Genomic DNA, 16207 nt, shown 5'->3' with positions numbered 1-16207 from the left:
ATGGTTGATCATCTTCCACCCGGACTCCGCTTGCGAGGTACGGTCTTTCTCGCAACCGCATTGGAATTGCCGGAAGATTTGGTGAGTTCGTTGATACCCGTCCACACCAGCGGACAGATTTCCTTCGAGGATCCGCTGGTGAGCAACCGGTGATTCTGCGATCCGTTGAGTCCGTTGCGCAGGAGTTCGGCCACCTTCTTCTGTGAGTTGGCGTTCCGGATGAAACTCCAGAGGCGGTCCAAAGCTTCATCGGGCGTCAATTTTCCCGGATAGGTCATGGCTTGCAGCCCTTCGCGGATGATCTTGAAACGCTCATTGCAGCTTTCATCCCCGGGGGAAGTCTCCTTCAGATAGTAATCCACGGTCAGTTCAGGAGGACGGCTTTTCGGAGGATATGCCAGCCAACGAGCCACCAGGCCGCTGGCACCGCGGCTTTCACCGATCACGAAAACCGGCTTCCCGGCTTCGAAGGCATGGAGCATCTCCTCGAAAACGCCGGGAATGATTCCGGAGTATCCCAGGATTTTTCCTCCCAGAAACAGGTGTGCGAAGGTTTTGACCTTCAGATTCTGCGACCTGCCAACGGGCTTGTCCGGCAGCACGCATGGCATGGACATGCAGGCTGTCCGCCTCATCACGGTCAGGCAGGCCGCGTTCGTTGCCAGCTTGATACGCTGGTATTTTTCCATCCTGGCGAGGTCCTCCTTTTTGATCTTCCTCTTTTCACCCAATGTCAGTTCTTCGGATCCCATACGACTGTCGGGTTTGGGCACCGGTGGGATCGGTTCGAGCCCGGCCGTCTTCTCATCGACAGGTATGAATGAACATACATCCGTCCACTGGGCGATCACCTGCCGGGTAATCGCCCGGCTGGATAGCCCGGCGCTGAGATTGAAGAGGCGGGTGCCCGGCCCCTTGCCGCTCTTGTCTGCAGAGCGTTCCGAAAGAAGAAGATGAAGAATCACCCCCGTGAAGTTGACCCGTTCCTTCCAAGGCTCGGAAGAAACGTGCGCACAGGGCACGGCACCACCATAGAGAACGGACGAGCGTTTTCGCAGAAGCGGGCGCAAAAGGCGCAGCAGCAGCTCCTGATTGTGCTCGTCCCCCATGCCATTGACGAGGGCGTCGGACGCATCCCCCACGGAAACGGAAAACACCTTGCCATCGAGACTGCCCACGTCTTCCAGACAACCACCGCCCGCGGGTGAGACTATGGAAAGTTCCGAATAGGAGTAAAACTTGACCTTGGGAAACGCCATCTCCAGCCCCTGGCGCTCCATCAGACTGAGACCGTAACCGGGATGGATGATCTTCTCAATTGTGGCACCACCATGATCGGCCGGAGATTTCTTTTGGGGAAACGAGATGAGGCGGTTGACCATGACAGGATCGGGAGTGCGGTTGATGACGACGCACTCCGCACCTCCTCCCCGGTTCGCCAATCCAATGCCGATCAGACGATAGAACATGCCCAACAGGATCTCGCGCAACAGCGTCGTCACCACGAAGCGGGGCGAATCGTCCTGCCAACGCACACATGGAGCGTGGCCGAGTTCGGGAATGGTCCGCGCGATCTGCTTCCCCTGCATCGTCTGCACGACCACCACCGGTGGAATGATGAACATGCGGTTTCTCCGCCTCTTCACAAGGGGATCGGGTACCGGCTGGAGGAAGTCCCGGATCTCTTTCCGGCACCACGGACGATCCGCGTAGTGATCTCCCTGGACGACGATCAGCCCCGCCGAATCCTCCGTGATCGCCTTCTTCAGAACTTCTTCGTAGTCGTAGCCGGAGGCGATGTCCGTCTCGTCGAAGAAGGCCTCACACTGGGTTTCTCCTTGGATGAATTCTTTCAGCTTCACCGCTTCCCTCGTATCGTCCGCCTTGGCGTGGCTGAGGAAGATCTTGAGCTTGCCCGGCACCTGCTGCATCCGGCCACCGGCGCTCTGCTGCTGGAGATAAAATCTCATATCGCGGCAAAGAACCTCAGTGAGCTTCGCAATCAATTTCATGTCCGCCACTTCCGAAGGCTGGCGCATGTCATGCCGGATGAAGTTCAGTTTTCTCATCGACTCCGGCATGTTGTAGGCCACCGGATCGACCGCCACCGGGAACACCCTGGTGGTGCATCCCCCTGATGCTCCATGCTTCGCGGCCAGTTCGGCCACATACCGCCGCCATTCCGGCGAAGCGACCATGTTCGCGTCAATCAGCGGAATGATGTAGTTGATCCGGCAATCCTCCGAAATCGGAGGCGGGCTTTTCAGAGGGCTGCCATCCGGTTGCTCACCCGCCGCACTTCGGAAATAGACCGGGATGCCCTCCATGTTTTCCAGCCGGAACCAGTGATACAACCTCCTCGCAATGGTCAGCCCCCGGGGAGCGCTTTTTCCGGACTCGGATGACTGGTTCGATCCCGCAGCATCCGCCTGGGCATCGAATTCAGGATGCCACAACACATAGATCCGGACCGGAGACAGGCCTTGGGGGGGCGGCTTCATTCGGAAATCGTAAAATGATATTCAGAGGAGAAAAGCATGTTTTCAGGTTTCAAGTTATTCACGCAATTCATCCCACACCTAACTGTCACGTCGGAAATTCCACTCAATCCGCATCATCGCTTTCAATTCAGCACCGTTCTAACGGAGCAGTGATTCTCCGATCGACTCGCCCAGGGCGCGGTAGCTTTCCCATTGCTCGTCATCGAAGAACTGATCGACCGTCGTGTCTTGAGGAAACGCGGGATGGAACGCGGCATAACTCGTCACGTCCTGGGATTCCTTCCCCGTCAAACTTGACTTGAGGAGAAGTATCCAGCACTCGGCTTCTCCATATCGTTCCTCTTTCCCCGGCCGGACCTCTTCATCAAAGGGGATCTCCAGGTTGCCATGGGCGTGGGCATAAGGCGAGGGATCCGGACCGAAAGTCACCCGTGCCAATGCGCCGTGGCATGCTCCAGCCGCCCCGATTTCCTTCAAGGATCCAAGACGTGCAGGATCCGCCCATCGCTCAACCAGGCTGGGAGGAGGCAACGTCCCGAAAAAGTCGTTCCAATTCCGGTTCCCTGCCGTGCCGCCGGGTTCCATCCATTCGATGGAGGCATTGAAGTCCTGTCTGGCCTGACGGGCGAGCCGGGCCAGATCCTCATGGCGATAGTCCGGATCACAAGCGCCATCGGTAAACATCATGAATGGGACACGACGCCTGATCAGTTCATAGAGGCCGGTATTGTCGAAATGGCCGCCATCGCTCAACTGCCACAGACGCTTGGAGGGCCCCCCGAAGATTCCCTGCCATTCGGCAAGCAGCAACGACTGAACCCGGAACAAAAATCCCGGCAGGTCCTTCAGCCTTCGCCACAGCGACCGCGGGTAGCGACCAGGTCGCTCTCCAGCACCGATGCCGCTGTCCCACCAGTAGCCCAGCCGGGCGTTCACGATGCCCATGAGGAGGGACATCCCACGGCGCGTGCCGCGTCCGATCCCCGTGCTGAAAGCCGCCCCGGAAATACCCAGCCAGTTACCGAGCGTGAGGGATTCCACCGGAGCGACCGTGCCATTGCGATTGCCCAACACATGGAATGCATTCGGGTTCTCCGGAGGAATGACAGGCTTTAGGGCGGTCAGGTCATCTCCTCTTCCGTCCAGTCCCTCCAAACGCAGGCGCAGCTTCTGCCATCTGGATATATTCCCAGGCTTCGTCCACAGGCTGTGGAAGCGGCGGCCCGTCGATACCCCGTGGGGGCCCACGCACATGGATATGCCCTGGCGCTCGCGGACCTCCCGCTCCGACACCGCATCCACGGTTTCATTCACGCATACATTCACCAGATGCAGTGGTCCGCCTTGAAGCTCCGGATGATACTGGTGGAATGGCAGGTCGTCCCCCGGATGAGCCAGCTGCACATCGCCCCCGCCGTCATTCTCCGATCCAAAGACGCGCTTCTGATTGGACGCGCCTAGAAATGTCCGTGTCAACCGTGCCGCGTAAGGCGCCTGCAGGGTGGACAGGTTCAGGAAATCAAACGCCCGGCCAACCAGGAACGAAAAGACCGCTGCGATCGCGGTCACGCTCAGTCCCCATGAATAGTGGTGGTCGAACATCCAGTGGCACGCCACGTCGATGATGAAAAGCAACCCGATGGCAATGGGATAACCAATGAAGCCCCCGATGAAGGCGAGCATGCCGGTTCCTTCCTTTTTGTTCCGTCCATCGAGTTGTTTGAACACTTTGGAAAACACGGCTCGCAACACCGGCAGGAACGGAACGAGGGAAGCACTGACAATGGCCAAGGTGCCGGGTATTCCCTGGGTTCCCGCGGCGGATCGGGCGAAAGTATCCACCACCACCCATCCGGCCACAACTACCAGCATCAACAGCGCTTCACCGAGCGCGCGTGAAAGGCGGTTCCTCACAATCACCCCTTGCTTGCAGGGATCGCTTCCGGCTTCACGCCGCACGGCTTCCTGCCAAACCCAGGCGAGCACCAGAATCACCGCCAGATGGGTGGCCGCCAGCAGCTTTCCAGGCAACAAGGCCACCACCACCACTCCTATCAAAAGAGTCAGCCAGCACAGCAGTGCGAAAAAGGGATAAGGCCGCGACGCGCCGCTTTTCGGAGCAAGCCAGTAACCCAGCAGAAGCGGCAACACCGCAAGCTCCAATATGCCCGCTGCCAGCCACCACCAACCCGAAACCGGCAGGCCCGCCAGTGAAAGCCCGGCGGTGGGAAACGGCAATTCATCCGCCACAATCCGCAGCACACTGAACAAGGCGAAGATCAGCGAGCCGATCACCAGATGAACCGTCAGCACATTCCTGAAATAGACTCCGAGGTTCATCTTCAGATCCTCCATGCCGGACCCCGCGATATAGTTGGCATGATTTCTCAGCCATGCCATCGGACCTGACGGCGTCTTGAGGATATCCTGCACCCTGCCCGCGGGATCAGCGGCAGCGGTCACCATCGGTCGGGTGAAGAGGCGGCCGATGAATCCTCCGACATAACCTCCACCGGACACCGTTGAGATCATGTCCACATGGCGCAGGCCGTCCCGCTTCGCCATGGCCTGCAGGATTCCCAGGGAAAACGTGGCGCTCCGGATACCTCCTCCGGACAACGCCATGCCCACGATGTCTTTCGGCCGATCTTCCCACGCCCCGCCGGACTTCGCCGCTGCAGCCCGGTCTCCGGCCCGGGCTTTCGTCCTCCTTTTCCGAATGGCCTTCCACTCCGCTTCCCGCAGGGCTTGCGGGTAGATCGTCTCAAGATCGTCGCGCAGCAGCGTATCAGCCGCCTTTTCACTGACCATCAGCAGGGGTGCCAGAATGAAGTAGCCGGGAATGCTCGGAAACACCGAAGCATCCACCACTCTCAAGTTCTCCACACCATGGACGCGGAACTTGCTGTCGAGTACGGCGCCCTTGTCAATCAGGGCTCCGGTATCGCGGCGCCAGGGGTCCGAACCTATCCGGCATGTTCCGCAGGCATGATGTCCCCATGCCTGGGTCCTCACCCACTCATCCATCTCTGGACTGTCATCCTGAATCCGACTGCCAGGCTGGATCTCGTTGATGAATTGTTCCGGATTGCGCGCATTGATCTGGCGGAAGAATCTGACCGTATCCACCAGCGCCTTCGTGTCGTTCATTGCCCCCTGTTCCGAAGGACCTTCCAGAAAGGAATGGAAACAAATCTCCGGCGCATCGAAGGAGCTGTTGGAGCACAGCCTCACCGTGCCACCGTTGTTGTCCGTGTAGGCCTTCAGGATCACCCAGGTCCACAACTTGCGCTCGTCCCCTGAACCGCCGATGTCCCGCCGCAATAGCTCGCGGGACCAGTTCCAATAGTAGCCGCGGAACGCCGCCGGAGCACCGAAGGTGAATGTGTCCGGTTCCGGCTGATCCTCTCCGAGCACGGAAGATCTGCGCATGACCGCCAAAGCTCCGCCATTGGTGCCGTACAGTCCGCCCTTGCCCTCACGCCAGAGCTTCGCCGCATGATCGTTGTCATCGCCTGGACAAAAGCTAACGGTGCGGAGCGTTTCGAAATCACGCGCCATCTCGCTGACGATGCTCACCTCATACCGGTCCTGCAGGTTGCGTCCCACCCCCTGAAGGTCCACGATTTCAGCCACCGCCTTCCCGTCCCGATCGCGGGGTCCTTCGATTCCGAATTTCTGGAGATCCTCCACACAACCCACGCCGCTCAACATCAGCAGCTGCGGAGTGTTGAAAGCCCCTCCTGACAGCACCACCTCTCCTCCCGCTTTTGTAAAATAGCTCACCTCACTTCCAGCGGGAGGATTGGAGAAAAGCGGACTCGCCTTGTACAAATATTTGCCCTTCACCGCCTCCACCCCGATCGCCCGCGGAGGCCCGCCCGCAAACGAGCTATCAAAGATCACCCGCTTGACGTGAACTTCCGGGACGATCACCAATCTGCCACATGCCTCCCCTTGCGCCGCTCTCCTGTTGAGTTCGTCCTGTGTCCGCATCAAAAACTCACGGACGCCTATCCGCTGCGGAGACCCCTTGCCCATGCTCGTCGGCCAAGCCTCTTCCGGCGGCGGAGCGATGCCCACCGGGATCAGGAACACGCCCTCCGGTTTCGTCCGGCGGGTATTCCGGTCATTGGGGTCCAGGTACTGGATCACCCGGGCCTGGAACAACGCCTTCTTCAACATCATCAACAGCGGATTGCTGCCGTGCAGCACACTGATCGCCGTGCGAGCCAGGATGTTGAAGAACTCCTTGTCCTTCTTGGCGATGCCTTCGACCAAATCCGGGTCAATGAAACTGGTTGGCAACCATCCGCTCTTTCCGTGGCCGCCTTCATCGAGCGCCGTACGCGGATCGATGACAAACGCCACCTTCTGCCACGCCACGTATATCAGCCCGAGGAGTTTCCGGAGCGCCTTGTGATAAGTGGAGACATACAGACAATGCTCCAGCTTCGCAAAGTAGCCCTGCATCTGGCCGGCACGCCACGAATCATCCCCGGTCAGGTCGGCGATCGCATTCCAGTCCCGGTCGTTCGGAGCGATCATGATCATCGCGTGATGCCCCGTACACCCTCCGATGCCCGCACTCCGCGGATAGAAAATGCCGCGTTTGACCGGATCCGCTTCTCGCGCACGCCCCTCTTCCGGATCTAGAAATCGATCCGGAACCGGAGTTCCGGGTTTGCCATTGGGATCGGTGGCTTTGTTATACTTATGATCCTTTTGCTGGGTCGCGTCATCCTCGTAGTGGCGCACCGAGAACATCCACGCCATGTCCGGATCTTCCGTGGCGGCCCCATGATAGCCGGGCACGGAATGAACTTCACCCGGCCAGCTCCGGGGAAAGATCGGAGATCCGCTTGCGGTGTGCGGATCGCCTCCCGACTCCAATACCAGCACCTGCTTTCCGCCCAATGCCAGCCGGGCAGCAAGCGGACCGCCTCCCGCACCCGATCCGACGATGATGTAGTCGAACGGCGACTCACCGGGCTCTCCCGCCTTGGCGACATCCATCTCCTGATCGGTCTCCTGATTCATGGCTGTGAGATTGCTGGGGGGATTCAGAGAGTCTTGAGAAATGAAATGAGATCCTCCTTGGCCTGATTGTTCTTCAAGGGATCGGGATCGAGCACCTCCCCGAACAAGTGACCACGATCGAGGACGAAGTCCGGGCACCTGCTTGCCTCCATCAGGGGTTCTCCCGCCAGTCTCTCGAAGAGCATACAAGCCTCGTCACCTTTCAGATTTCTTTTCCGAATCTCCTGGCTCGCCCGCACCATCGCCACGACTCCTCTGGCCGTGGCAGGCCCTTTTTCCGGGTCCAGGTTCATCAACAAGTTCACCGGAGTGCCCTCGGGAATCGGGCCCACCCGGATGGGTCCGAAGCGCCCGGCAATGTAGCCGTTCAGCACCACCGCGATCAGCGCGGTCAGGCAGGCGAGCGCCGCGAAGACCGCCTTCACCGCACGATCATCCCGTTTCCGGATCAGGAAGAGACTGGTGGCGAAGACCACCAGAAGCAGCATGGCCGCGCCCACCAACCAGCCATGGGAAGCGCCTGCTCCACCTTTCCGGATCTGGAGCACCACCACTCCGACCAGTGCCGCCACCATTACCACGATGAAGAAAATGGCCAGCACCCGCGCGTTCGGGCGGAAATAGAGGAATACAACACCCAACAAGGCCAGCACCCCCACCGCACACCACAACACCCAGGCCGGCATTTCGAGCAAACCAGTCGCAGCCACCACCAAGGCCCCCACCGCGGTGCCCGTCATCTGGCCGATCCCTGTCAGCAACAAGAACGCCGCCGACATGAGCGCCATCACGATCAACAGCACTCCCACATGCCTCGACTTGCCATAAAAGAACGCCACCACCCATACCGCAAGCAGCAGAACCCACAGCCATATGCTCACAACACCAAACCAGACGGGTCCCGTAACTCCCTCGACCAATGGTCGGATAAAGGGGGCTTGGAAAACGATATAGGACTCCGTTGGCAACCGATAGATATATCCCGGATCAGCCGCCGCGGATTTCGCCCTGCCCCGGAGGTCTCCCGGCCGTGGTTCGAACGTCACACCCTCCACCACTGATTCCAGCGGCCGCTTGTCCTTCCAGAGAATCTTCCGGATGCCATCTCCGAAGGCGTCCAAGCGGGCTTCCACCGTTGTGGGATTGGAGACCTTGGCCGGGTCCCGAGTTGGATAGAAACCTCCCACGGTATTGTTGTGCAGATAGGGAGCGGTGCTCCACAAGCTCAGCAACGTGGGCGGCCGGTAGTAGCCGGGACCTCCGGAGGGAGGCGCGTAGGAACGAAAGCCGTGCGCTTCATTGCAAGGATCGAAGACGGTCACTTTCCCAACAGCCGGAAGATGCTTGTAATCCTCCGATGAAAAATTGTCCCACACATGGCCTGCCATCGCATTGGTGGCAACCGCCCGCGCGGAATTCGTGCCTACCAGGGTGATCGGAATCCGGATCTCGGAGGACATGAAATTATCCACCAGAAACGGATCATCCTCGACCCCTAGCTTGAAACCCGCACGGACTTGATCGGCCGTCATCCCCCGTGAAGCTATCTCGGTGATCCGCCTTACGTAGTCCGCATACGCCGGACTCGCCTTGAAGTCGCTCCAGGACTGGAACGACATCGGCAGCTTGTAGTGGGCCGGAGCCTGCGCGCCGACCGTATATCCTTTCCATCCGCCCTCCGGTTCCGTGGTTTCGAAGGACAACCTGAAATCCCCGGGCTGCTTGCTGGAATGGCAGATCGCGCAGTTCTTCAGGAAAACCCGCCGTCCCCTCAACCGGTCGAGATCGCTGTTCTTTTCAAGCTCACGCCGCCCCACGTCCTGCGCTCCCGCCTTGCCGTCATCCGGAGAAGCCGCTGCCCCGGCACCCACCGTCGCCTTCGCATCGTACAACTTCATGGCCGCGGTGGCGTTTTGCGCCGGCAGCATGCCTCCCCCTTTCAAGGAGCGGGCAGACGTCTTGAAGGTGAAAAACGCAGCCAGATACGGAACGCGGTATCGTTCGTTCACCTGCCAGAACACCGAATTCCTTTGGGATGAAGAAACGCGGAACGGCATTTGCGGACGGTAGCCCACGATCGGATTGTGACACTTCGCCCATTCCTCGGAGTAGGTGCCGATGTTGAGAGGCACGCGGATGAAGGCCGCGAATCCACCACAACTGTCGGATCCATCCAACAGCACCCGCGGGAAATGGCGCCGGTCGGCCCCCGGCACATCCTCGATGCTCGGTATCAGGAGATTCGCCGCACTCTGGCGCTCCGTCGTGTTCGCCGCCGCTCTCGCGAAACGTGCCGGAACGTCGAAGATGGCATTGATGGTATTCGGATTGTTGATGTGATCCGTGCTGACCAACGAGGTATCGATCGTCCCCGGAGGCTGGCTTTTGAGGAAGTGATAGAGAAAGTGGCTTTTGTCCTTGAACGCCCCCTTGTCCAACAGGTTGCCGAAGGCCTCTTGCGGCCTCCAATATTGGTTTCCCACGATGGAGGATAGATTCTCCCAACCCGGATTCTCCGGATCCGCGGGCGGATTCAATGGATGCGGTCCAACATGGCAAAACCCGCACGACATGCTCGGGCGGAACGGACGGACCAAACGGGGATCCGCATGCACGGTCGAATCCTCGTAGTAATCCGAAGGCTGCTGGGTGATGACGCGGCGATCCCAATACTCCCGGGCCTCCTTCGCCTCCACCGTGTTGCCAAAAAAATCGGGATTGAGCATCAGCCGCAGTCCCACGATGCCGCTGGGATAACCATAAACCAGCGGGTTCACGCCGTCATCCGCGCTCGCCAACCACTCCTCCACCTCCTTCAGCATCGCCTGTGCCTGTTTGTCCTGACCCGGTTCAAAGGGCAGACGTGTCTCCACTCCGGGATAGTCGGTGGAGTATGCGCCGATGGCCTTGCTTCCCACGACCTGGCGCGTATGGGGATCGAGTACCGGCACCGTCAGCTTCGTGCCACCGGGATCCGGAACATCCAGATACAATCCCAGCACCCGCTTCTCCCTGTGCCCGTCGTTCTTCCTGAACCCCGGTTGATTGATCAAACCCGCATCGTGAAAGCGGGTATCCCTCCGGCGCCCGTCCATCAGGATCAGGAAATCGTTCAAACCGTATCCCTGCTCCTGCAACCATCCCCAGAAGGTCTCATTTCCCGCCCCCCATAGTATCCATGTGTTGCGGCCGCGGATCGCATCGATCTCAGCCTTTCCGGGGATGCCGTCCGAGGAGACACGCCCGTTGCCATCGGCATCGAAGTCCAACGGCTGCAATGTCCCCCGGGGTCCGGACGCCACCTGATCCATCTGCCAGAAAACATCCCTGGACTCCGCCTTGAAATCCTCCGCCGTCCTCTTCGTGATTGGTGTCCCCCGCAATGTCCGGCCGGCAGTCAGCTCGTCAAGTTGCGCGGTGGGATCCGTCCCTGCCGGATAGTTCCGGGGATCCACCGGAGGCATGGCTTGCTCGGGCGCTTCCCCGGCTGCGCCGCCAGGTGGTGTCGCCGCCGGGGAGCTGATCGGGAGAACCAGCAAAGTGCTCAAAACCAAAGCCGAAAGCCCCCAAACCGAAGCAATCCGGAGCCGCAAGCGCTTCATGGCAAACGCATTTTCGATGACGGCAACTCTCATAATATTGTCAGGTTTTGTTAGATATATTGAACACAACCTTACGTGGCATCCACACCGACAATTTTAACCCGAACATGATCAACATGACCGCGCTTGGCAAACATATTCCAACATGCATCCGATCCAACACGCAAAACTCACGACCTCTCCCAGCAAATAATGATTTTGTCTTGATGATAAGACGACTCATTGATCTGTTATTTAAGGCAATTCGCGAGCCAACCGTGCGCACATCCTCCCCTTCCCCACGCTGGCCCGGCGGATTCCTGAATAGGCAAAACCCATGACATCATGGCTGGCGTGATGCGGGGACAGCCCCTCCCAATTCCTTCATCCTGTTCCACCAACATCTCCAAAAGCATGAAACCTTCCCCCAAAAACAACCGCCTCATCTCTTCCGCCCGATCGCTCACCAGCGCACTTACCGGCACGGTCCTGATGTCCACCCTCTCTTCATGCAGACAGGACTCCTGCATAGCCCCTACTCCGCAAACACTGAAAATCGCCGGGGAATTGCGGGGCATCTCCGCCACCAACTCCTCCCTGGCCCGGAGCACGCCGGTGGTGGACGTTCACGTTCATACCTTCAATGCGCGCTATCTTCCGCTACGCGGCATCATCCTGGGCAAGCGTGACGCCGCCGCCCCCTGGACATGGTTGATTTCAGACTATTGCGCCAAGATCATCGCAGAGGATATCGCATCGCGTGCGGCACTCTCTCCGATTCCCGGCTCCCCAGGCATCAAGCGCACCAATCTTCATCCACAACAAGCCGCGGGAATTCGCAAGAGCCTCGCGTGCGGGGTTTTCACCAGCATTCTGGACAAAGCCGTCGCCCATGGAGCGTGGAATCCCCAACTGAATCCCGGAGAGCAGTTGCAACGGGTCGATGCCATGGTGCCCACTCTTACCTTCGCCGAGAAACAGGCTGTCAAAGCCACCGCCAGGATGATGGGCATGGAGGATCATCTGCAAAGGCGTGGAGAAAATCCGGACGTCGACTCGGGCATCAAGGCAACCCTGCATTTCCTCTGGGTCCTCACGCAGGACGATGCCCGGCTTGTGGACCTCTATCGCCAGCTCCACGCGGGCGCACCCTCCGCGGGCAAGATCCGCATCGTCTCGCACATGATGGATCTGGCACCGGTGTATGACCAGACTCCGGATTCCAAGGAATTGCTCGATTTCCGCAACCAGCAGATCCAACGCACCCGGACATTCACCCAGTTGCGGACCAGTGGTGCCACGTATTTCGTCGCCTACAATCCCTACCGGGATTACTGGCAGGGCGGTCGCCCGGGGGATGCATTGAAACTGGTCAAGGACGCCATCACCAAACACGGAGCCGCCGGAGTGAAAGTCTATCCTCCTTCCGGCTACCGTGCTTCCGGAAACCAGATCGAAAAGAAACCGACCCCGCTTTTCACCCGCCATCCGGCCAACCAGTGGACCGCCCGGTACGGTCACATTGGCGGCACCACCGGTGGCGCGGCCTTGGACAAGGAACTCGAGGAGTTGCTGCTCTGGTGCATCTCACGGGATGTCCCCGTGTTCACGCATTCCGGATACGGCGAGTTCGAAGCCCGCAAGGGCTATGGCGTCGCCAATGCCAATCCTCTCTACTGGAAGCAATTTCTCGAAAGCCACCCGGAACCGGATGGTTCTCCATGCCGTCTGCGGCTCTGTCTCGCCCATGCCGGTGGAGGTGATTATTGGTTCGGTTGCGGCAAGCATTCCGATTGGGGTCGCATGGTCTATGAACTGTGCTGCCAATATCCGAATGTTTACTGTGAAGTCACGAGTGGTGAAGAGCTCCTCGATGCCAACCGCCGGGCGTATTTCGTGAATCAACTGGCCACCCTGTTTACCCAATCGGAAAAGACGCCCCACCCGTTCGGGAAGAAACTTCTCTATGGATCGGATTGGCCACTGCCTGATCCGGGCGCGCCCGCCGCCGTTCTGAAAGCCACCCAGGAAGCGTTCCTCCATGACAGCCTCAGAATCCACTACGCTGATTACTTCCACCTGAATGCGGAGCGCTACCTCCGTCGGAAGCTCTGATCCCCCCCCGGTTTCCTTCCTGACATTCCTTCACGCAAGACCTCATGCCCCCCTCTCCCACCTCCACTCTGGACAAGGCTTCCCAGGAAAAAGAAGCCGCCCATGCCCTGTGGGTACAGCTTGAAACCCGTATTGCCGTTCAATCCCTCCACCAATGTTCCGGAGATGAGGAAACCGCGGTCAAGAGCATCGTCAGTCTCTTTGCCACGACCCGGGATCTATTGACTCACTATCCACTCGCCACCGGGTTTGAGAAACTGGCGCTGGAGATCATCAATGAAACCGTCCGCCGCTACACGTCACGGTGGCATCGCTGGATGATCGCTTCAGATGCGGTCCGCGATGAAAAGGGGGAACCTCGCCTTGAGTTCGCGGACGAATGGACACGCAAGAACTTCCGGACGGAACTGGAGGATCTTCGCGGAAAATTGACTCTATACGCTCAGGAATTGAAGTGCCTGGCTACAGGACAGCCCCCGGCTGAGGGCGCGACCTGGCCACAAGATCTCGAGGCCCTGCGCCAACGGATGATTCCCAAGCCGGTGCCCTTGGGCAAGCCGATCAAAGCCGGCATCCGCATTCCGTTTCTCCTGCGGGAGTCTCCCGGAGATCCCAGCCAAAAAAGCCTGCCAAGAGAAGCTATCAACGACGCGGAAGCCAAAGCCATCCATAAGCTCCGCATGGCGAGGCAATCTCCCGGCCATCCCATCCACGAAGAGACACCGTCCATCATGGATGCCTGCGGGCTCGCTCTCTCCGGAGGAGGCATCAGGTCCGCCACCTTCGCTCTCGGCATCGTCCAAGTATTGGCCAAACGCGGCCTGCTGGGCCAGTTCGACTACCTCTCCACCGTTTCGGGGGGAGGCTACTTCGGGGCTTTCCTGGGCAGCTATCTGGGAACCAGTGCCCCAGCCAACAACCAGCCCGCCGATGACAACTATGCCAAACGGGTGGAAGCTCTTTTCGACCGGCCTTCATCCAAGGATGAAACCACCGTCCACCCACCGCATCCCGCAACGTCACTGCCATCAACCACGCCTCCATCCACGGATGCAACCACCGCCAACCCACCGGAGACACGTGCCATACGACATCTGAGAAACCACAGCACCTACCTCCTGGATGGCAGTCCTGCGGAACGAGGAGTAGGCATCGGCATCGTTCTCGCAGGAGCTCTCTTCAATCTGCTAATCCTACTGCCCATTCCCCTGCTCGCCGCCCTTCTGACACTGGTGCTCTATCACCTCGGATTCTGGGGCGGAGGACAACAGCCGATCGGAACCAGTTGGATGCCCGACTTGGGCACGGGTTCTACCTGGCTTCTACTGGTTCCGGCCTCTCTCCTACTGATTGCCCTGCTGATCTTCCCGGTCATCAAAACGCGGTTGGTGAAATCAGGACGTCTGCCGAATTGGGAGGGATGGGTCGTTGCCTTCTTCAGCTGTACGGCAGTCGCCCTCATCCTCTGGAGCATCCCTCTCGGATTCCATTTCTATGAATGGATCAATTCCGATCACTGGCTGAACGATGCAAAATCATTCAAGAGTCGGCTCGAACCGGTTCTCCTGGTCTTCGGCATCACCGGATTCGCCGGACTCAGCACCCTCGCCTCCAAGCTCAAGCTCTCCGGCTGGAAAGGCCTTGCCCTCAGACTCTCCGCCATCGTCGCCTTTCCCCTGCTCTATCTGTGGCTCTATTGGATGATCACTTCCCTCATGATATCCGGTCCGCACGCCACCGGCTGGATATGGGGCTTCACCAGCGCCACCACGGTGCTGATTGCATGGGCAGGGTGGGGCGTCGATGTGAACACCTACTCCCCCCATCACTACTATCGCAAGAAACTCTGCGAGTGCTTCCTGCTCCGGAATCAAATCGCGCCCGGTTCCCCGCCTGAAATCTCGGCCAGCGAGCTCGTCCTGCTCTCGGAATTATCCTCCACCTGCGCGACTCCCTATCATCTCATCAACGCGACATTGAACCTGCCCACCAGCAAGGAACGCGAACTGCGTGGCCGCCTCGGAGATTTCTTCGTTTTCAGCCAGCACCATTGTGGCAGTCCCGTTTCCGGTTACTACCCCACCAAGGCCCTCGAGCAGGCCGATCCGCTGTTGGATCTTGGAACCGCCATGGCCATCTCCGGAGCCGCCGCCTCCTCCAACATGTGTTGGCAAACCAAGCCCACCTACCGGATGGCGATGACCCTTGCAAACGTCCGCCTCGGCTACTGGCTCAGGAATCCCATTGGGGGATCTGAAAAGGCCGGGAAATCTCCCAGGCCCGGTCCTTTCTGGCTGCTGCGTGAAATGTTCTCCGTGCGGATGGATGAAAAACAATCCTACCTCAATCTTTCCGACGGGGGACACATCGAGAACCTTGCCGCCTACGAACTCCTCCGCCGTCGTTGCAAGTTCATCGTCTGTGTCGATGGCGGCTGTGAGCCCGACATGGGTTGCCGGGATCTGATGCGTCTCGAACGCTATGCCGCGGTCGATCTCGGCATTACCATGCACTACGACATCGCTGATCTCGAACTCCAGGCCAACGGCTACAGCCGGTCCTATGCCGTCATGGTAAAGATCGACTACAGCCCTCCCCGCACGGAAGCGGAACGGACGAAACGCAAGTCGCATGATGCCGAATGGGGATGGCTTCTGTACATCAAGCTCGCCATGGTGGGATACGCCAAAGGGTATGTGATGGACTACAAGCGGGATCACCCGTCCTTCCCTCACGAAACCACCGGTGACCAGATCTACGATGAAGCCCAGTTCGAAGCCTATCGCTCCCTCGGCGAGGCCGCGGCATCCAGCATCCTCACCGCGCGGATTCTGGGAGGAAATGTCAATGACCCCTCGCTCAAGGAATGGTTCCAGGGCCTGGCCTCCTCCATGCTGCCGGACAACGATGAAATCTTCCGCCCCGTGGTCGACACACCCTCACCGCCTTCATCCCGATCATGAGGATCAC

General features: G+C 59.1%; 5 protein-coding genes. 2 read left to right on the top strand and 3 right to left on the bottom strand.

Translation table 11 applies throughout. The features are described 5' to 3' along the window. Window positions 1-8 precede the first annotated feature (8 nt). From KBB96_RS05205 to KBB96_RS05195, 3 genes are all read right to left on the bottom strand, one after another. Complete coding sequence (locus KBB96_RS05205; RefSeq protein WP_211633110.1) at window positions 9-2501, bottom strand: TIR domain-containing protein; 2493 nt, start codon at window positions 2499-2501, stop codon at window positions 9-11. 138 nt (window positions 2502-2639) lie between these two features. Next, window positions 2640-7541, bottom strand: coding sequence for a GMC family oxidoreductase (locus KBB96_RS05200; protein WP_211633108.1), 4902 nt, complete (start codon window positions 7539-7541; stop codon window positions 2640-2642). Between the two features lie 23 nt (window positions 7542-7564). After that, a complete protein-coding gene (locus tag KBB96_RS05195; RefSeq protein ID WP_211633106.1) occupies window positions 7565-10852 on the bottom strand; it encodes an MFS transporter in 3288 nt (1095 codons plus the stop codon). Between the two features lie 684 nt (window positions 10853-11536). Between KBB96_RS05195 and KBB96_RS05190 the strand changes: the two genes are divergently transcribed. Both KBB96_RS05190 and KBB96_RS05185 read left to right on the top strand, forming a co-directional pair. Beyond that, the gene (locus KBB96_RS05190) at window positions 11537-13237 is read left to right on the top strand and encodes an amidohydrolase family protein (protein WP_211633104.1); all 1701 of its coding nucleotides are present in this window, start codon (window positions 11537-11539) and stop codon (window positions 13235-13237) included. A gap of 44 nt (window positions 13238-13281) precedes the next feature. Next, complete coding sequence (locus KBB96_RS05185; protein WP_211633102.1) at window positions 13282-16200, top strand: patatin-like phospholipase domain-containing protein; 2919 nt, start codon at window positions 13282-13284, stop codon at window positions 16198-16200. Window positions 16201-16207: the final 7 nt, after the last annotated feature.

The organism is Luteolibacter ambystomatis (genome assembly GCF_018137965.1).
Taxonomy (GTDB): Bacteria; Verrucomicrobiota; Verrucomicrobiia; order Verrucomicrobiales; family Akkermansiaceae; genus Luteolibacter; species Luteolibacter ambystomatis.
This window is presented reverse-complemented; position numbering and strand designations above follow the sequence as displayed.

Bases quoted from the DNA above. Each gene is read 5' to 3' on its own strand.
- KBB96_RS05205 (WP_211633110.1), bottom strand. From the start codon at position 2,501: ATGAAGCCGCCCCCCCAAGGCCTGTCTCCGGTCCGGATCTATGTGTTG.
- KBB96_RS05200 (WP_211633108.1), bottom strand. From the start codon at position 7,541: ATGAATCAGGAGACCGATCAGGAGATGGATGTCGCCAAGGCGGGAGAG.
- KBB96_RS05195 (WP_211633106.1), bottom strand. From the start codon at position 10,852: ATGGATCAGGTGGCGTCCGGACCCCGGGGGACATTGCAGCCGTTGGAC.
- KBB96_RS05190 (WP_211633104.1), top strand. From the start codon at position 11,537: ATGAAACCTTCCCCCAAAAACAACCGCCTCATCTCTTCCGCCCGATCG.
- KBB96_RS05185 (WP_211633102.1), top strand. From the start codon at position 13,282: ATGCCCCCCTCTCCCACCTCCACTCTGGACAAGGCTTCCCAGGAAAAA.